This is a genomic window from Streptomyces sp. NPDC051569, assembly GCF_044454085.1.
Lineage (GTDB): Bacteria > Actinomycetota > Actinomycetes > Streptomycetales > Streptomycetaceae > Streptomyces.
Genome location: NZ_JBITDJ010000008.1, coordinates 42,862 through 59,455, shown reverse-complemented (window position 1 = coordinate 59,455; position 16,594 = coordinate 42,862). Strand labels below are relative to the sequence as shown.

The 16,594-nt window shown below is 70.2% G+C and carries 17 protein-coding genes; 9 read left to right on the top strand and 8 right to left on the bottom strand.

What is annotated here, in order from left to right; all coding sequences use genetic code 11:
* Window positions 1–82 precede the first annotated feature (82 nt).
* The gene (locus ACIBAE_RS15050) at window positions 83–760 is read left to right on the top strand and encodes a hypothetical protein (protein WP_399285375.1); all 678 of its coding nucleotides are present in this window, start codon (window positions 83–85) and stop codon (window positions 758–760) included.
* 381 nt (window positions 761–1,141) lie between these two features.
* Window positions 1,142–1,630, top strand: a complete 489-nt coding sequence (locus tag ACIBAE_RS15045) for a hypothetical protein (protein WP_399285151.1) — start codon at window positions 1,142–1,144, stop codon at window positions 1,628–1,630.
* Window positions 1,631–2,240: 610 nt separating this feature from the next.
* On the opposite strand, the gene ACIBAE_RS15040 is transcribed toward ACIBAE_RS15045, so the two are convergent.
* Complete coding sequence (locus ACIBAE_RS15040; protein WP_399285150.1) at window positions 2,241–3,002, bottom strand: phosphoglyceromutase; 762 nt, start codon at window positions 3,000–3,002, stop codon at window positions 2,241–2,243.
* 142 nt (window positions 3,003–3,144) lie between these two features.
* Here ACIBAE_RS15040 and ACIBAE_RS15035 point away from each other — a divergent pair, with 142 nt between their 5' ends.
* The gene (locus ACIBAE_RS15035) at window positions 3,145–4,470 is read left to right on the top strand and encodes an MDR family MFS transporter (RefSeq protein ID WP_399285148.1); all 1,326 of its coding nucleotides are present in this window, start codon (window positions 3,145–3,147) and stop codon (window positions 4,468–4,470) included.
* 5 nt (window positions 4,471–4,475) lie between these two features.
* Here ACIBAE_RS15035 and ACIBAE_RS15030 read toward each other — a convergent pair whose 3' ends face one another.
* The 3 genes from ACIBAE_RS15030 to mshA form a co-directional block, all read right to left on the bottom strand.
* Window positions 4,476–6,128 carry an MFS transporter gene (locus ACIBAE_RS15030; protein ID WP_399285362.1) on the bottom strand — a complete coding sequence of 551 codons (1,653 nt, stop codon included), beginning with the start codon at window positions 6,126–6,128 and terminating at the stop codon, window positions 4,476–4,478.
* Window positions 6,129–6,516: 388 nt separating this feature from the next.
* Complete coding sequence (locus ACIBAE_RS15025; RefSeq protein WP_399285147.1) at window positions 6,517–7,059, bottom strand: YbjN domain-containing protein; 543 nt, start codon at window positions 7,057–7,059, stop codon at window positions 6,517–6,519.
* A complete protein-coding gene (gene mshA / locus ACIBAE_RS15020) occupies window positions 7,052–8,416 on the bottom strand; it encodes a D-inositol-3-phosphate glycosyltransferase (protein WP_399285145.1) in 1,365 nt (454 codons plus the stop codon). Before mshA ends, ACIBAE_RS15025 begins: the two co-directional genes overlap by 8 nt.
* 332 nt (window positions 8,417–8,748) lie before the next feature.
* Between mshA and ACIBAE_RS15015 the strand changes: the two genes are divergently transcribed.
* The 3 genes from ACIBAE_RS15015 to ACIBAE_RS15005 all read left to right on the top strand — a co-directional run bounded on the left by ACIBAE_RS15015 (window position 8,749) and on the right by ACIBAE_RS15005 (window position 12,493).
* A complete protein-coding gene (locus tag ACIBAE_RS15015) occupies window positions 8,749–9,582 on the top strand; it encodes a class I SAM-dependent methyltransferase (RefSeq protein ID WP_399285144.1) in 834 nt (277 codons plus the stop codon).
* A 190-nt stretch (window positions 9,583–9,772) separates the two neighbouring features.
* The gene (locus ACIBAE_RS15010; protein WP_399285142.1) at window positions 9,773–10,921 is read left to right on the top strand and encodes a C40 family peptidase; all 1,149 of its coding nucleotides are present in this window, start codon (window positions 9,773–9,775) and stop codon (window positions 10,919–10,921) included.
* Window positions 10,922–11,242: 321 nt separating this feature from the next.
* On the top strand, window positions 11,243–12,493 hold the full coding sequence (locus tag ACIBAE_RS15005) for a PP2C family protein-serine/threonine phosphatase (RefSeq protein ID WP_399285140.1): 1,251 nt from the start codon (window positions 11,243–11,245) through the stop codon (window positions 12,491–12,493).
* 27 nt (window positions 12,494–12,520) lie between these two features.
* Here ACIBAE_RS15005 and ACIBAE_RS15000 read toward each other — a convergent pair whose 3' ends face one another.
* The 3 genes from ACIBAE_RS15000 to ACIBAE_RS14990 all read right to left on the bottom strand — a co-directional run bounded on the left by ACIBAE_RS15000 (window position 12,521) and on the right by ACIBAE_RS14990 (window position 14,202).
* Window positions 12,521–12,856: a DUF2516 family protein gene (locus ACIBAE_RS15000; RefSeq protein ID WP_399285139.1), complete on the bottom strand. Its 336-nt coding sequence runs from the start codon at window positions 12,854–12,856 to the stop codon at window positions 12,521–12,523.
* A gap of 204 nt (window positions 12,857–13,060) precedes the next feature.
* The gene (locus ACIBAE_RS14995; RefSeq protein ID WP_399285137.1) at window positions 13,061–13,660 is read right to left on the bottom strand and encodes a hypothetical protein; all 600 of its coding nucleotides are present in this window, start codon (window positions 13,658–13,660) and stop codon (window positions 13,061–13,063) included.
* A 26-nt stretch (window positions 13,661–13,686) separates the two neighbouring features.
* Complete coding sequence (locus tag ACIBAE_RS14990) at window positions 13,687–14,202, bottom strand: helix-turn-helix domain-containing protein (RefSeq protein ID WP_399285135.1); 516 nt, start codon at window positions 14,200–14,202, stop codon at window positions 13,687–13,689.
* Window positions 14,203–14,580: 378 nt separating this feature from the next.
* Here ACIBAE_RS14990 and ACIBAE_RS14985 point away from each other — a divergent pair, with 378 nt between their 5' ends.
* Window positions 14,581–15,051 carry a DIP1984 family protein gene (locus ACIBAE_RS14985; RefSeq protein WP_108710717.1) on the top strand — a complete coding sequence of 157 codons (471 nt, stop codon included), beginning with the start codon at window positions 14,581–14,583 and terminating at the stop codon, window positions 15,049–15,051.
* 277 nt (window positions 15,052–15,328) lie between these two features.
* On the top strand, window positions 15,329–15,742 hold the full coding sequence (locus ACIBAE_RS14980) for a DUF5958 family protein (protein ID WP_399285133.1): 414 nt from the start codon (window positions 15,329–15,331) through the stop codon (window positions 15,740–15,742).
* Between the two features lie 18 nt (window positions 15,743–15,760).
* Here ACIBAE_RS14980 and ACIBAE_RS14975 read toward each other — a convergent pair whose 3' ends face one another.
* The gene (locus ACIBAE_RS14975; protein ID WP_399285132.1) at window positions 15,761–16,075 is read right to left on the bottom strand and encodes a hypothetical protein; all 315 of its coding nucleotides are present in this window, start codon (window positions 16,073–16,075) and stop codon (window positions 15,761–15,763) included.
* 87 nt (window positions 16,076–16,162) lie between these two features.
* Here ACIBAE_RS14975 and ACIBAE_RS14970 point away from each other — a divergent pair, with 87 nt between their 5' ends.
* Window positions 16,163–16,546 (top strand): hypothetical protein, encoded by a 384-nt coding sequence (locus ACIBAE_RS14970; protein ID WP_266425331.1) that lies wholly within the window; start codon window positions 16,163–16,165, stop codon window positions 16,544–16,546.
* Window positions 16,547–16,594 lie beyond the last annotated feature (48 nt).

Sequence of the window (16,594 nt, the reverse complement as noted above, 5' to 3'; positions counted from 1 at the left end):
GCGGGCCCGTGCCGATGAGGTTCCATGGCAGCCAGACGCCACTGTGGGCCTGGCGGCCGACCTGACGAGGAGCGATCTCGTGATGGATCGACGTGCGGTCACCCGCGCTCTCGCCGGAACCGCAATCTCCGGCGCCGCCCTGCTCGATCCTCTGGAGGGATGGCTGCGACCGGCGGCAGTGGCCCCCGCATCGCACCGTCGAGGGCGACTGGGCGTACGCGAGACAGAGGAACTGGAGTCCACCGCTCGTGCGTTCCGGGCCTGGGATCACCGGTTCGGCGGCGGTCTGCGCCGTAAGGCCGTCCTGGGACAGCTGAGCGAGATCGCCGCTCACCTCGACGAGCACCAGGCGCCGCAGGTGGAGCGGCGTCTGTACGAGGTCATGGCACAGCTGGCGGGCACCGCTGCCACCATGGCCTGGGACTCCGGGCTGCAACGCCGCGCCCAGGACTACTACCTGCTGGCCCTGCGCGCCTCGCACGCCGGAGGGGACAAGATCTTCGGCGCGAACGTCCTGGCCGGTATGGCCCGCCAAATGCTCTACCGCGACAAACCGCAGGACGCCCTCGAACTTGTCCGCCTCGCCCAGGAAGGCGCCCGGGACGTGGCCGGCCCCCGGGTCCGCGCCATGCTGCACACCCGCGAGGCGTGGGCGCTGTCCGCCATGGGACGCACCGCCGCGTTCCAGCGCGCCACCGCTCAGGCCACTGAGTCGCTCGCGGCGGCGTCACCGGGCGAGGAGCCCCACTGGATCGCGTAGTTCGACGAGGCCGAGCTGGCGGGCGTGACGGGCGGCCGCCTCCTCGATCTGGCCCGTCAGAACCCCAAGCAGTACGCGGAGGGGGCGGCGGTCGAAATCCGCCAAGCCCTTTCGAGGCGCGGCCCCGAGGCCGGCCGCAGCCATGCCCTGGACCGTATCGGCCTGGCCGCCACTTCCTCCTCGGGGACCTGATCGGAGCGGTGGAGGAAGTCCATCGCGCCGTGGACGCGGCCCGCTTTACACGGTCCAGCCGCGTTCGTACGCAACTCGGCGAGCTCTACCCGTACACCGTGGGACACAGCGCGTCCAGGCCGGTCCGGGAGGCTCGCGATACGATCCGCGACCTGCTGGCCAACTGACACGACACCGGAAAGGAAACCCGTGACCACCATCGCGGTGACCGGACACATGGACCTGACCGAGGCCGGCATCCCGCTGGTCCGCGAAGCCCTGGCCGAACTGATCAAACGGCACGCCGACGGCTCTCTGGTCGGCGTCTCGTGCATCGCCAAGTGCTCCGACTCCCTGTTCGCCGAAGCCGTCCTGGCCGCAGGGGGACGCCTGGTCGTCGTCATTCCCTCGCGCGACTACCGTCAGCGGAAGGTCAAGCCCGACCACGCGCCTCTCTTCGACCGGCTGGTCGAGGCTGCGGACGAGGTGCTGGTGATGGACCACGAGACGGCGGACCGGCGGGCGTACGAAACGGCCAACGCCGTACTCCAGGAGCGAGCCGACCGCCTCGCCGCCGTGTGGAACGCTGAGCCGCCCACCGGCAAGGGCGGCGGCAGCGCGGACGTGGTCTTCGAGGCTCGGGAGGCCGGCGTTCCCGTGGACGTGGTGTGGCCCGACGGGGCGGCTCGCGCCAACTGACCACCGGGGCCGAAAGTCGGGGCAGCGGTAACGATCACCGTCAGCACGGTCGTGCCGTTTCCTGCCGGGGGATGTCGTCACGACACATACCGGGGCGGAAATCGGCCTGGGACGCCGGGGCGATGTGGTGACGTATCCGAGGTGGTGGAGCCGCCGGATGAGGACATCGCCGGCCAACCGGCGCGGTCAAGTTCGTGCTCTGCGGCGGCTGTGCCCAGCAGGAACGGTGTCGAAGCCTGCGCGTGCCGTCAAGCCAGGAACGCACGTGCAAGGCCTTGGCCGCGATCTTTGCTCGCCGCTGAGGGGGCACGACCAAGATCCGGTGAAACCGAAGCACAGCAGGAGAACTTCACGGTCCCACGTACGGGCGTGAGAATCGACATCCACCCTCGTGATCTACCGACCGCTTTGATCGGCACGGGCGCTGGAGTACTCGCGCTGCGGGCAGACGCGCCCGCCGAGATCGCGATCCCGACAGCCCTACTGATCCTTCTCGACATCCGCGTGCGCACCTGGCGCCGTCGAGCCTGACGGCCAGAGACGGCTCAGCCCAGCAGAGAGCCCCCTGCCTGGCGGACAACTCGCAGGCAGGGGGCTTACTCGTGCGGCCTTACTTCTTCTTGCCCTGGTTCTTGACGGCCTCGATCGCCGCCGCCGCGGCGTCCGCGTCGAGGTAGGTGCCGCCCGGCTTGACCGGGTTGAAGTCGGCGTCGAGCTCGTAGACGAGCGGGATGCCGGTCGGGATGTTCAGGCCCGCGATGTCGGCGTCGGAGACACCGTCGAGGTGCTTGACCAGCGCGCGCAGGCTGTTGCCGTGCGCGGCGACCAGGACCGTACGGCCGGTGAGCAGGTCCGGGACGATCGCGTCGTACCAGTACGGCAGCATCCGCTCGACGACGTCCTTGAGGCACTCCGTGCGCGGGCGCAGCTCGCTCGGGATCGTGGCATAGCGGGCGTCGTCGCTCTGCGAGAACTCCGTGCCGTCCTCCAGGGCCGGCGGCGGGGTGTCGTACGAGCGGCGCCACAGCATGAACTGCTCCTCGCCGAACTCGGCGAGCGTCTGCGCCTTGTCCTTGCCCTGGAGCGCGCCGTAGTGGCGCTCGTTCAGGCGCCAGGAGCGGTGGACGGGGATCCAGTGGCGGTCCGCGGACTCCAGCGCGAGCTGCGCGGTGCGGATGGCGCGCTTCTGGAGGGAGGTGTGCAGTACGTCGGGCAGCAGGCCGGCGTCCTTGAGCAGCTCACCGCCGCGGACTGCCTCCTTCTCGCCCTTTTCGGTGAGGTTGACGTCCACCCATCCGGTGAACAGGTTCTTCGCGTTCCATTCGCTCTCGCCGTGGCGGAGGAGGATCAGCTTGTACGGTGCGTCGGCCATGGCCAGAGCCTAATGGACCCGTGACCCGTCACGATTGACGGCCCTCGTCAATTGACTGGCGGCCACCGGACGGCTTCCGTAAGTTGCTGTCGGGCGTTCAGCCACTTACACCACCTGTCCTGGGTCCTTGGGGGGATGCCGTATGTCTGTCAGCGATCTCAGAGGGCTGAGAGGGGTCAGGGGGCTCAGACGTGCGCTGACCGAGAGTGTCTCGGGGCTCCCCCGGGAATTCTGGTGGCTGTGGACCAGCACGCTGGTCAACCGGCTCGGGGCGTTCGTCGCCATCGTCATGGCCCTCTACCTCACCGTGGACCGGGGCTATTCGGCGTCGTACGCGGGACTGGTCGCCGCGCTCCACGGGCTCGGCGGGGTCGTCTCGTCGCTCGGCGCGGGGGTGATGGCCGACCGGCTCGGCCGGCGGCCCACGCTGCTGATCGCGCAGTCGTCCACGGCGGCCTCCGTGGCCCTGCTCGCTTTCATGCGGGATCCGGTGGCGATCGCCGCCGTGGCGTTCCTGGTGGGCATGACGTCCAGCGCGTCCCGTCCGGCCGTACAGGCGATGCTGGCGGACATCGTGCGGCCCGCGGACCGGGTGCGGGCCTTCTCCCTGAACTACTGGGCGATCAACCTCGGGTTCGCGGTCTCCTCCGTGGCGGCGGGCTTCATCGCGCAGTACAGCTACCGCGCCGGTTTCCTGGGCGAAGCCGTGATGACCTTGATCTGCGCCGTCCTGGTCTTCCTGAAGCTGCCGGAATCCCGGCCGAAGCGGGTGGCGCCCACGGCTCAGAAGCCGGCGGTGCCGGAGGTGGGACTGGGTTCGGTCCTGCGGGACCGCCGCTTCATGGGCGTCGTCACGCTGTCCTTCGTCGTCGCGCTGATCTTCCAGCAGGGCTCCATCGGACTGCCGCTGGCGATGGGTCTGGACGGCTTCTCCAGCTCCGACTTCGGGCTGGCCGTGGCCGTCAACGGGGTACTGATCGTGGTCCTGCAGATCCCCGTCACCCGCTTCATCGAGCACCGCGACCCACGCCGCCTGCTGATCCTCTCGTCACTGCTGGCGGGGTACGGCTTCGCGCTGACGGCGCTCGCCGGATCGGTGGCCGTCTACGCGCTGACCGTCGCCGTCTGGACCCTGGCCGAGATCATCAACGCTCCGATCCAGACCGGACTGGTGGTACGGCTCTCCCCCGTGCAGGGCCGGGGCCGCTACCAGGGGATGTACACGATGTCCTGGTCGGTGGCGGCCCTGGCCGCGCCGCTGATGGCGGGCTTCATCATCGACCACCTCGGCGCCGAGTGGCTGTGGGGCGCGTGCGGGGTGCTGGGGATGATCGCGGCGCTGGGGTACTGGCTGCTGATGCGGGGGCTGTCGGCGGACGGGGTCGTGGAGACGGGGGCCGAGGCGAGGGCGGATGTGCTCGCCGTACCCGAGGCGCTCGCCGTCGAGGGCACGGCTCCCCGCCCCTGAAGCCTTCAGCCTCCCGGCCGTGATCCGGGGCCTGGCCCCGGTACGCCGGTCGGACCCGTATTCGGGCCCGGGCTCGCATCCGGGCTCGACGTCGGATCCGGGCTCGGGCTCGCATCCGGGGTCGGCGTCGGCGTCGGCGTCGGCGTCGGCGTCGGCGTCGGCGGGGAGCTCGTCACCCTGGTCCCCGGGTGGAAGTGCGCGCAGACGAAGGCGACAGCGAGGGCGATCGCCATGCCGTAGAAGACCACCCTGTTGGCCTCGGCGAAGTCCAGGCGGATCGCGGACATCGCCTCGCGCGTCGTCGTCGCGACCCGGCCCGAGCCGGTCGGTCCCCGGGTGTCCGCGTTGCCGGTGACGGCTTCGGCGATGGTGTGCGCCGCCCCCCGGGCCGCCGCCTCCGGTACGCCCCTGCCCCGGAGGGTGCTGACGACGCGGTCGGTGGTGACATGGGTGAGGACCGTGCCGAAGACGGCCAGGCCGACGCTGGCCGCGTAATTGCGGATGGTCTGCGTGATGCCGGTGACCTCCCCGTACGACGCGCCGATCGAGCGGTTGACCGCGTCCGTGGAGGCCGGGGCGAGCAGGAAGCCGATACCGGCGCCGGCCAGCACGACGTACGGCCACTGGGCGCCCATGGACAGGTCGGTCAGCTTGCTCGCCCACAGGGCGTAACCGACCGTGCCGATCAGGGTGCCGAGCCGGATGGCGGGCTTCGCACCGTGTTTGTCCAGGATGCGGCCGCCCCACTGGGAGGTGATGGCGAAGCCGATGAAGAAGTACAGGAGGTAGAGCCCGGCCCCGTTCGGTGAGGCGCTGAGCGAGACCTGGGCGTACACCGACGCGAAGAAGAACACCGGGACGAACGCCATCATGGCGAAGAACAGCACCGCCGAGTCGGCGGCGAAGGCCCGGTCCTGGAAGACGCGGAGCTTGATGAGCGGGTGCGCGACCCGTAGGTCGTACCAGCAGAACAGCACCAGGATGAGCAGGCCGCCCACGATGCAGCCCCAGGTCGCGCCGGAGCTCCAGCCCCAGGTCGCCGCCTGCTGGAAGCCGAGCACGCTCAGCGCCATGCCGACGGCGATCAGCACCGCGCCCCGCACGTCGAGCGGTTCCCGCCGGGAGATGTTCGGGATCCTGGCCAGGCCGGTCAGGACGAGAGCGATGACCGCGACCGGGACGTTCACCCAGAAGATGGCCCGCCAGGTCCAGTCGGTGAGTACGCCGCCGAGGAGCGGGCCCACCGCGGTGAGTCCCCCGGAGAGCCCGAAGAACAGGGCCAGCGCCCGGCCGCGCCGCTCCACCGGGAACACGGCGACGACCACCGCGAGCGCCGCCGGGAACAGCAGCGCCGCACCCGCTCCCTGGGTGGCGCGGAACGCGATCAGCCAGGTCTCCGCGCCGCTCCCCCGGGGCACGGCCCCGCAGAGGGCGGAGGAGATGACGAAGACGAGGGTGCCGATCACCACCATGCGGCGGTGGCCGAAGATGTCGGCCAGCCGCCCGCCGAGCGCGAAGAACGCGGCCAGGGTCAGCAGATAGGCGTTGATCACCCACTGCATGCCGGACGAGGTGAGGTGCAACTCGTCGATGATGTCGGGTGCGGCGATGGCCACGATGGTCTGGTCGATGAACGTCATCGACACGGCGAACAGCATCGCGGCCAGCGACAGCGTCTGGTTGACCGCCCCGCCGGTGCCACCGCCCGCGCCGCTGCCACCACCGCCCGCGCCGCTGCCGCTACCAGGGCCGGCGCCCGCTCCGGCGGCCGACCCGGGGCGCAATTCGTCCCCTTTGTCGCTCATGCGGGAATCCTGCCCCGGCCCGGCGGGTCACGCACCCGGGGAGACTCCCGTTCGGGCAGGTCAGCGCGCGCCGGGGCGTCGGTTCTGGCCGGGGCGTCGGCTCGCCCGGGACGGCTCGCGCCGCGCCTCGTACAGGTCGCCCGGCCTGAGGTCCTCGGGCCGGGCGTACGCCGCCAGCCGCGCGTGCGGTTCGCCCGCGTCAGGTGTGCGGTTCGCCCGCGTCAGGCGTGCGGGCGCCGGGTCAGTCGGCCGGGCGCTGGGTCAGGTGGGCGAAGGCGTCCAGATTGCGGGTCGGTTCACCCCGCGAGACCCGCCAGGCGTACTCCTTGCGGATCGCGCTCGCGAAGCCCAGCTCCAGCAGCGTGTTGAAGGAGCCGTCCGCCGCTTCGAGTACCGAGCCCAGCAGCTGGTCGATCCCGTCCTCGGTGACGGCCGCCAGCGGGAGCTTGCCGGTGAGATAGACGTCGCCGAGGCGGTCGACCGCGTAACTCACCCCGTACAGCTTGAGGTTGCGCTCCAGCAGCCAGCGGTGGACGGCCTCGGTGTTCTCGTCGGGGTGGCGGATCACGAAGGCGTTGACCGAGAGTGCGTGCCGGCCGACCAGCAGGGAACAGGTCGTGGCCAGCTTGCGCGTGCCGGGGAGGGTGACGACGTACGAGCCGGTCTCCGGGCTCTCCCACTCCAGCCCGGCGGAGTTCAGCGCCTGCTCGACGACCCGCGCCGCCGAACGCGCGCCGGCCGGCGGCCCCGCCTGTCCGTCAGCCTCTTCAGCCTCGTCAGCCATGGTGCGAGGGTACGTGACGGCGGTGATCACGCATGGCCTCCGTGTAGACGTCCGCCGTCGCCGAGGCCGCCGTGTCCCAGCCGAAGGACTGGGCGTGGCGGGCCGCCGCCGTACCCATCCGTTCGACGAGTTCCGGGCGGTCCACGAAGCGGCGCAGCGCCCGCGCGTACTCCACCGGGTCGTGTCCGGGGATCAGAAAGCCGGTCTCCCCGTCCTTGACCGCCACCGGAAGACCGCCCACGGCCGCCGCCACCACCGGGGTGCCCGCCGCCTGCGCCTCTATCGCGACGAGGCCGAAGGATTCGCTGTACGAGGGCATGACCAGGACGGAAGCCGCCCGGAACCAGTCCGCGAGCCGGTCATGGCCGACCGCCGGCCAGAAGTGGACCACGTCGGAGATACCGAGGCGCGCGGCGAGCTTCTGCGCGCACTCCGGCTTGGCGAGGCCGGTGCCGCTGGGGCCACCGACGACCGGTACGTACAGATTCGTCCGCAGCGACGGATCCTGCTCCAGCATCACGGCCACGGCGCGCAGCAGCACGTCCGGGGCCTTCAGCGGCTGGATACGGCCCGCGAAGAGCGGGATGAACGCGTCCTGCGGCAGTCCGAGGCGGGCGCGGGCGGCGGCGCGGCCGTCCCTCGGACTGAAACAGTCGAGATTCACCCCGGGGTGGACCACGGCCGTCTTGGCCGGGTCGGCGTCGTAGTGGCGGACGAGTTCGTCGGCCTCCCCCGCCGTGTTGGCGATCAGCCGGTCGGCGGCGCGCACGACCTGGGTCTCGCCGATGACGCGGGCCGCGGGCTCGGGCGTGTCGTCCTCGGCCAGCGCCGCGTTCTTGACTTTCGCCATGGTGTGCATGGTGTGGACGAGCGGGACGCCCCAGCGTTCGGAGGCGAGCCAGCCGACATGACCGGACAGCCAGTAGTGGGAGTGGACCAGGTCGTAGTAACCGGGCCGCTGACCGGCCCACGCGTGCATGACCCCGTGGGTGAAGGCGCAGAGCTGCGCCGGCAGGTCCTCCTTGGGCAGCCCCTCGTACGGGCCCGCGTCCACATGGCGCACGAGTACGCCGGGCGCCAGTTCCACGGTGGGCTCCAGGCCGCCGGCCGTGGCGCGCGTGAATATCTCCACCTCGACGTCGATGGCGGCCAGGCGCTTCGCCAGCTCGACGATGTAGACGTTCATGCCGCCCGCGTCGCCCGTGCCCGGCTGGTGCAGCGGGGAGGTGTGGACGCTGAACATGGCGCACCGCCGGGGGCGGCGCGGCGCGCCGGGTGTTCCGGGCATGGCGCTGGGCGGCCGGAGCCTGGGCGGCCCCGCGAACGTGCCTGCGATACGGGACACGTACTGGCTCACGTCTACGGTCCTCTCGCCTCTCGCTCGGAGCACAACAAAAATCGGAGCACGACAAAAAGAGGGCATGCGTCACCCTCCGAACGCCTTCAACAGCGGCACGCGCCCCCGCATTTCCGCTTTACCCAATCATTACCGGTGGCCGCTCAACCTGCGGCACAGGCCCCACGTGACGTGGCTCGCACGCGATCCGCCCGCGCGCGTGACCCAGCCCTCATCCGCCGCGGCCCCCGGTGTGCCCCGGCCCACGCCCGACCCGGCCCGGCCCACGCCCGACCCGGCCTCCACCCGACGCGGCCCCCACCCGACTGCCCGAGGTCGTTAGGCTCATTCCCATGCCGCCTCCCGCTTCCCGCCCGGTGCGCGCCGCGTCCCGCCCGGTGGGCACGGTGACCCGGGGCACCACCCACCAGAACCGGCTGCGCCGCATGGACCGCTGGATCACCGCCACGCACGGCCCCGCGCTGCGCCGCTCGGCCGATCCGGTGGTGGTGGACCTGGGGTACGGCGCCGCCCCCTGGACCGCTGTCGAGCTGCTGCGGCGGCTGCGTACGGCCGACCCGCGTACCGAGGTCGTCGGTGTCGAGATCGACCCGGCCCGGGTCGCCGCCGCGCGGCCGTACGAGCGGGACGGGCTCCGCTTCCGGCACGGCGGCTTCGAGATCCCGCTGGACGACGGCCGGCGGCCGGTGCTCATCCGGGCGGCCAATGTGCTGCGGCAGTACGAGGAGGGCGAGGTCGCCGCGGTCTGGGCGCGGCTGTGCGCGCGCCTCGCGCCCGGCGGCCTGCTCGTCGAGGGCACCTGCGACGAGATCGGCCGCCGCCATGTCTGGGTCGCGCTCGGCCCGGAGGGGCCCAGGACGGTCACCTTCGCCACCCGGCTGGGTTCGCTGGAGCGCCCCTCCGACCTGGCGGAGCGGCTGCCGAAGGCGCTGATCCACCGCAATGTGCCGGGCGAGCCGGTGCACGCGTTCCTGCGGGACTTCGACCGGGCGTGGGCGGCGGCCGCTCCGTACGCGTCGCTGGGCGCGCGGCAGCGGTGGGCCAGGGCCGTACGGGATCTGGCGGCGGACTGGCCGCTCGTGAACGACCCGCGCCGGTTGCGGCAGGGTGAAGTGACGGTGAAATGGTCGGCGATCGCCCCCGGCGCCGATATGAACACCAGTTGAAATGACGTGACGTCACCACCCCGATGGGCGGCCCTTTTGTCTGTTCTGGGGTGGTGTGCGTGACCTGTGAGCTTCCGTTTTCCTCTGTCGCTCCGGGGTACGACATGGCACGATCACGACGACGCAAAAAGGTTACTGCCGGTCAATCAGACATGTAGGTGCTTGTAGGGCCTGCTCGGAGGGGGAGTCAGTGAGCCGACGCCGCTGTGCCACTGCCGCCATCACCCTGGTCTGCGCGCTCGCCGTGCTGGTCTCGCCGGACATGATGAACCGGGCGTACGCGGCGCCCGCACCGCCGCCCGTATCGTCCCCGCCGGCCGTACCCCCGCCGCCGGTCGAACTCCCGCCGGGAGCCGGTGCCTCCGGGGCCGGAACACCGGCCTGGTCCGGCGGGACCTCCGGCAAGAAGTCCCTCGAAGACGTACGCGCGGAGATCGAGGCCCTCTACGAGCAGGCCGCGTCCGCGACCGACGCGTACAACCTCGCCGTGGAGCAGACCGAGAAGCAGTCCACCGAGGTCGCCCGGCTGGCCGAGGACATCGTCAAGGGCCAGCTGCGCCTCGACGCCCTGAAGCAGCAGGCCGGCGCCGCCGCCCGCGCGCAGTACCGCAGCGGTGGACTGCCGCCCGAGGCACATCTGATGCTCACCGACGACCCGCGGCTCTTCCTGGACGGCGTGGGCCGAATACGGCAGAGCCAGAAGGCCACGCAGGAACTGATCGATGAACTGACCGGCGCGCAGGATGACTTGCGTACGTACACGGCGGACGCGGGCACACAGTGGCAGAAGCTGGAAACCGGCCTGGCCGCGAAGGAAAAGGCGAAGAAGCAGATCACGGAGCGGATCGCCGCCGCCGAGGAGCTCGAAGCGGGCCTGCAGAAGGAGGAGCTCGCGCGGCTGGCGCAGCTGGAGAGCGAAGCGGCGATGCGGGCGCAGACGGCGTGGCTCAGCTCCGGGGTGGTGAAGGACATCAACCGCTCGGCGAGCGCGCGGGGCAAGAAGGCGATCGCGTTCGCGACGGAGCAGATCGGCAAGCCGTACGTCTGGGGCGCGGAGGGGCCGTCCTCGTACGACTGCTCCGGGCTGACCTCACAGGCGTGGGCGGCGGCCGGCCGGCCCATCCCGCGCACCTCGCAGGAGCAGTGGCGGCTGCTGCCGCACATCGCGATCAGGGACATGCGCCCCGGTGATCTGATCATCTACCACCAGGACGCCAGTCATGTGGGGATGTACATCGGCGACGGGGCGATCGTGCACGCGCCACGGCCGGGGCGGAACGTGACCCTGGCGGGCGCGGGATCGATGCAGATCCTCGGAGTCGTACGCCCGGACAAGTAGCCGGACGAATAACCGGACAAATGGCCGGACGAAAAGGGCGATCGGCGATGGTGGGCCGCAGGCCGCACGGAGAGGCACCACTCCCACCCCTGTGACGCACTCCCTTCCCACCCGTTCCGGGCCGCCCGCCCGGAGCGGGTGATGTTTGTCATGGCGATCTCCCCCACATCCCGCGGGCGCCCTGGACAGGGCGCATATGACGGCGGCCCTTCACCCCTGCGCCATTCCGCTGAGCGACGGCTACCGCTAAGGTCCCCGTCTGGTGGGGCGTCGATCGTCGCTCCACCGCGCCCTCGGGGGGAGGGAAGGAAACCCAGACCGATGCCCGTACCCGTACCGCGGCAGCGCACAGGTTCGACCGTTTCGACAGTGGAGAGGCACCCGGCCGCGGAGGCCACCAACGGCGGCGAGCTCACGCTCCTGGTGATCGAGGACGACCCGGCGGGCACCTTCACCGCTCCGGAGCCGCCGGAGGGGGCCGGAACCCGCGTCCGTATCCGTACCGCCCGCAACCTCACCGAGGCCGAGCGGCTGCTCACGGACGACATCCACTGCATCCTCGTCGACCTCGCCCTGCCCGGAGCGAACGACAGCGACGAGCTGGCCACCCTGAAACACGTCCTGCGGCTCGCACCCCGCCACGCCGTCCTCGCGCTGGCGGCCCAGGGCGACGCCGAGCGGGCCGCGGCGGCGGTCCGCGTCGGCGCCCAGGACTACCTCTTCCGCGACGAGCTGGACGGGCGGCTGCTGAGCCGCGCCATCCGGTACGCCGTCGAGCGCAAGCGCGCGGACATCGCGCAACGCCAGCTGACCGAGTCGCGGCTGCGCGCCCAGGAGAACGCCCGGCTGGAGCGCGGCCTGCTGCCCACTCCCCTGCTCCAGGGCTCCGACCTGCGCTTCGCGGCCCGTTACCGGCCGGGCCGGTCGCGGGCGCTGCTGGGCGGCGACTTCTACGACACGGTCCGTACGGCGGACGGCACGGTCCACGCGATGATCGGCGACGTCTGCGGGCACGGCCCCGACGAGGCCGCGCTGGGGGTGGAGCTGCGGATCGCGTGGCGGGCCCTGACACTGGCCGGGTTCTGCGGCGACCAGCTGCTCTCCACGCTCCAGCAGGTCCTGGAGCACGAGCGGCAGAGCGAGGAGATCTTCGCGACGCTCTGCACGGTCGACATCGCCCCGGACGGGCGGCGGGCCGGACTCTGCCTGGCCGGCCATCCCTCACCGCTGATCACCCGCCACGGGCGCGCCGCGCAGCTGCTCCCGTACGAGGAGGGCGGCCCGGCCCTGGGCCTGCTGCCGCGCGCCCGCTGGCCGCGCCGGCAGGTCGAACTCGGCGGTTCGTGGAACCTGATCATGTACACCGACGGCCTGATAGAGGGCCGGGTGGGACCGGGCGCCACGCGCCGGCTGGGCCAGGAGGGCATGGTCGAGATGGTCAACCGGCAGCTGGCGGCAGGACTGACCGGCGATGACCTGCTGGAGGCGGCGGTCACCCGGGTGCGGGAGCTGAACGGCGGGGAGCTGACCGACGACGTGGCCGTACTGCTGCTGGGCCGAGGGGCCCCGTAGCGCCCCCCCGTGGCGCCCCCCGTGGCGTCAGCGTCCGCCGTTGTACGGACCGTAAGGACCGTCGCTGCTGGAACCGCCCCGGCGACCGCCGCCACCGGAAACCTGCCGGATGGCGGGCCGCACGTCGACCATGAAGACGATCGTGGCGACGAGGCCGGCGATCTGCAGGAAGAGGAACGGCACGAAGAGGTTCACGGCGACCGTGATGCCCAGAAGGATCAGCCAGAACTTCTTGGACTGCTTGTCGGCGGCGCGGTAGGCGTCCCCGCGCGCCAGCGCGGAGAAGGCGAGCGCGACGACAGCGAGGACGAGCATGGCCATGTTGAGCAGCCAGAGGACCGTGCCGAAACCTTCGAGCAACATGCAGTGCACCGCCTGATCAGTGAGGAAACGTCTCGCGGCCCGATGGCCTCCGGCCCCGGTCCCGCCAGGCCAACGTACCCGGACGGCGGGCCGGACACCCTTGAGGTGCCCGGCCCGCCCTTCTTCGTTACTTGCTTACTTCGCTACTTCGTTACTTGCTTACTTCGCTACTTCGCTACTTCGCTACTTCACTGCTTCGCTGCTTCACTTCGCTGACGGCGGAGTGGTCTTCTTGGCCGTCGTCTTGCGCGGAGTGCTCTTCTTCGCGGCGGCGGACTTGGCGGCCTCCGCCGGCTTGGCCCCGGCCGGCTTGACCCCGGCGGGCTTCGGCCCGGCGGCCTTCGGCGCCGGCTCGGGCTCGACGGCGACAGCGATCTCGGTGATCTCGTCCGCCGCCTCACCGCGCCAGGCCCGTACGGTCTGCTCGCCGCGCTCGGCGACCTTCTCGTACGTCTCCCGGGCCTTGACCGCGTACTCGGCGGCCACACCGACGCTGCGCAGCGCCAGGTCCTGAGCGGTCTCGGTCAGCTTCCTCAGGTCGGTGTCGAACGAGCCGAACACCTCGGAGACCTTGGCCTGCACGTTGGCCTGGGCCTCCCGGGCCTGGACGGTGACCCTGTCCTGGACCTCCTTGGGGTCGGAGTTCCGCACAGCGTCGAACCGCCCCGGGGCCTCGGCCCGCAGCTGTTCGAGCAGGGCCGGCACCTTCCGGGCCTGCTCGACGGCGATGTCGGCGGTGCCGGCGGCGAAGTAGAGGGGCGTCGGGTCGGTGAGGGTCTTGCGCAGGTCATCGGCGATGGCCATGACTGTGGTCCTCCCGGATCGGTTGATCAGTTTGAGGGTGGGTCGGCAGCACTGCCGTCGGCCGTGTCATCGAAGCCCCCGTCAACGCCGACGTCCGCACCGGCCGTCCGTTGCGTGGTCTCCGTGCCTCGGCTCTCCGTGCTGCCCGCACTGTCTGTGCTCCGCGTGCTCTCCGTACCTTCCGTACTCTCCGCGTCGAGAGCGTTCTCCTTGCGGAACGACTCGTAGATCTGCAGCAGTACCTGCTTCTGGCGCTCGTTGATCGAGGGATCGGCGAGGATGACGGCACGCGTCTCCAGCTCCTCGCGCTCCCGCTCGTCCAACATCCCGGCCTGCACATACAGCGTCTCGGCGGAGATCCGCAGTGCCTTGGCCAGCTGCTGCAGAATGTCGGCGCTCGGCTTGCGCAGCCCGCGCTCGATCTGACTCAGATACGGATTGGACACCCCGGCGGCATCGGCGAGCTGCCGGAGCGACAACTGCGCATTGCGCCGCTGCTCGCGCAGGTACCCACCGAGATTGCCGACGTTGAGTGATGCCATAGCCCCATACTGCGCCCACTCCGCTAACTTTTGCAAGCACCCGCTTGCAAAAGTGTTCCGCACGACCAGCGTGCATGCTTGTGACTCGCAGCGGTAACTGTCCGTTCTCAGTAGATGTGGCGAGTCCCAGCGCTTCTGGCGAACGACTTGGCGGAGTCCTGGCGAAGCTGGCCAGCCTGTTGTCCCGCCTCGCTGAAACCGGCGGATTCCCACTCATTCTCGTTCGCACTGTCGGGTTCTCTTTGCGTAGCGCTCTGAGCGGCTGTCCGCTCTCGTTCCAGTGGCTGGTCAGAGCCCCTGTGGATCAAAATCCAAGTGCGTATGAGCTGGTTCGCATTCGTATACTCGTGCGAGCTCATGGAGGGGGAGGTGGAGACAGTGAAGCTTGCTGAGGCACTGGCAGAACGTGCGGAAGCGACGCGCCGTGTAGAACAGTTGCGAGCGCGCGTCGTCAGCAGTGCGCGGTACCAGGAGGGGGAGACGCCCGCCGAGGATGCCGCCCAGTTGCTGGCTGAGGCCGGTGAGGTGCTGAGCGCTCTGGAAACGTTGATCCGGCGGATCAACCGGACCAATGCCACCGTGGAGATGGGTTCGGACGGCACGCTCACCGATGCCCTCGCACGCCGGGATGTCCTGCGGTTGCGTCACTCCGTGGTCACCGCGGCGGCGGACGCGGCGGCGGGTAGCGGCGAGCGGGGATACGGCCGACAGCTTCGGTCCGAGCTGATGATGCTTTCCGCGCTTCCGGTGGCGGAACTGCGCGGTCAGGCGGATGTTCTCGCGCGGGAGATCCGCGAGGTCGATATACGGATCCAGCGTACGAACTGGGAGGCGGATCTGCTGGACTGAGTAGTCCAGCAGGCGGGGACGATGTGGAGCAGGTAGCAGCTTCGGAGGCGTGCACACACCGAGGGCCGGCGGTTTTCCAGCCCACTCCTGGCGCGTGAAGAGCAACGCGGGGGTTCGACTCCCCATCAACAGTGCAGCTCAGCACGGCGTACAGGTAAAGGTGCACATCGCACAGCACATCACCACGTGCAGATCCGAAGCGGTGAGGGCGGGTTCGGGGCTTTCCACATCGCAACACCATGGACAACGGCGATCCGAGCGCAACGGGGGCGTGCGAATGGCTGATCCGTACATCACTCTCAACGAGCTCGCCCAGCAGCTTCGGCCGATGCCACAAGGCATCGAGTGGTTCGAGGGCCTCTCGACTGAGGAGCAGTCCAACACCCTGCGTCTCCTGTCACATTTCTGCATTCAGGCCCGCGCCACCACCGAGGACGGCCCGGAAAGTATCCGACGCGCCGGACTTCGCGCCACGCACACACCGGCAGTTCTGATCACACGAGGGCGGATCGACCAGCAACTCGGAAAGATCGCCAGTCTCACCCCGCACGACGAGCGCCTCAAGTCATTCCGGCTACTGATCGCGGTGCTGGCCGTCGCCGACGAACGCCGACGAGAGCGCTTCTGCTCCGACGGCTGCGGCCACGCGTGGCATCGCCTGTCTGTCGACACCCCCGAAGCCTCGGCCTGATCCCTCGCGCTTTCGCGCCTACCAGACCAGTGGCCGGAGGGGAAACATCGCGCTCAGTCTCGGCAGTTTGCGCAGCGCCTCGTCTTCGCATCGCACGTCCCACTGCTCGCCGCGCGGCCCTCGATTGCCGCCTACAGCGCCCTGCTCGGCTTCGACGGCTTCATAGAATGCGTCGCCGCAGTCGTCTTCCGCGCGGGTGAGTAGTCCATACGCCTCCATGGCGACATAGTCGAGAGACTCCCACTCCGGCCAGTCGTCGTTCCAGAGCTCCCGAGGGCGACCCACCAGGCACTGAACCTCTGGAGTGTCGGCCAGAGAGTCGGGATCGATCACTGCCCGAGCCCCTCTCTGTCAGCCTTGGGTGAGACATCCCGTTCTGCGGGGTTGGCCTGAGAGGGCACGATAGGAGAACCGTCCCTTATGCCCAGCACAGAACCCGTCGGGTCCGACCCGGCACCGAGGCCGAAGCGCCGCACTTTCACCTCGGAGTACAAACTGCGGATCGTAGCCGAGTACGACGCCGCCCCCAGGAACGAGAAGGGAGCGGTCCTGCGCCGGGAACGGCTCTATCACTCGCACGTCAAGGAGTGGCGGGCCGCCCGGGATGCCGGGGCCCTGGAGAACCTGGTCGACCGCCGGACGAGCCCGGCCCGCGCGAAGAAGTCCGCCGCGGAGGTGGAGAACGAGAAACTGCGGCAGCAGGTGGAGCGGCTGCAGAAGGATCTGGCCCGGAACAAGGCCGCACTCGAGGTGATGGGAAAAGCCTCCGCGCTCTTGGAAATGATCTCCGAGAGCGCGGACTGAAACCTGCCGCCGACCCTGTCGTGGACGAGGCGTTCACCGGCCTCGAGA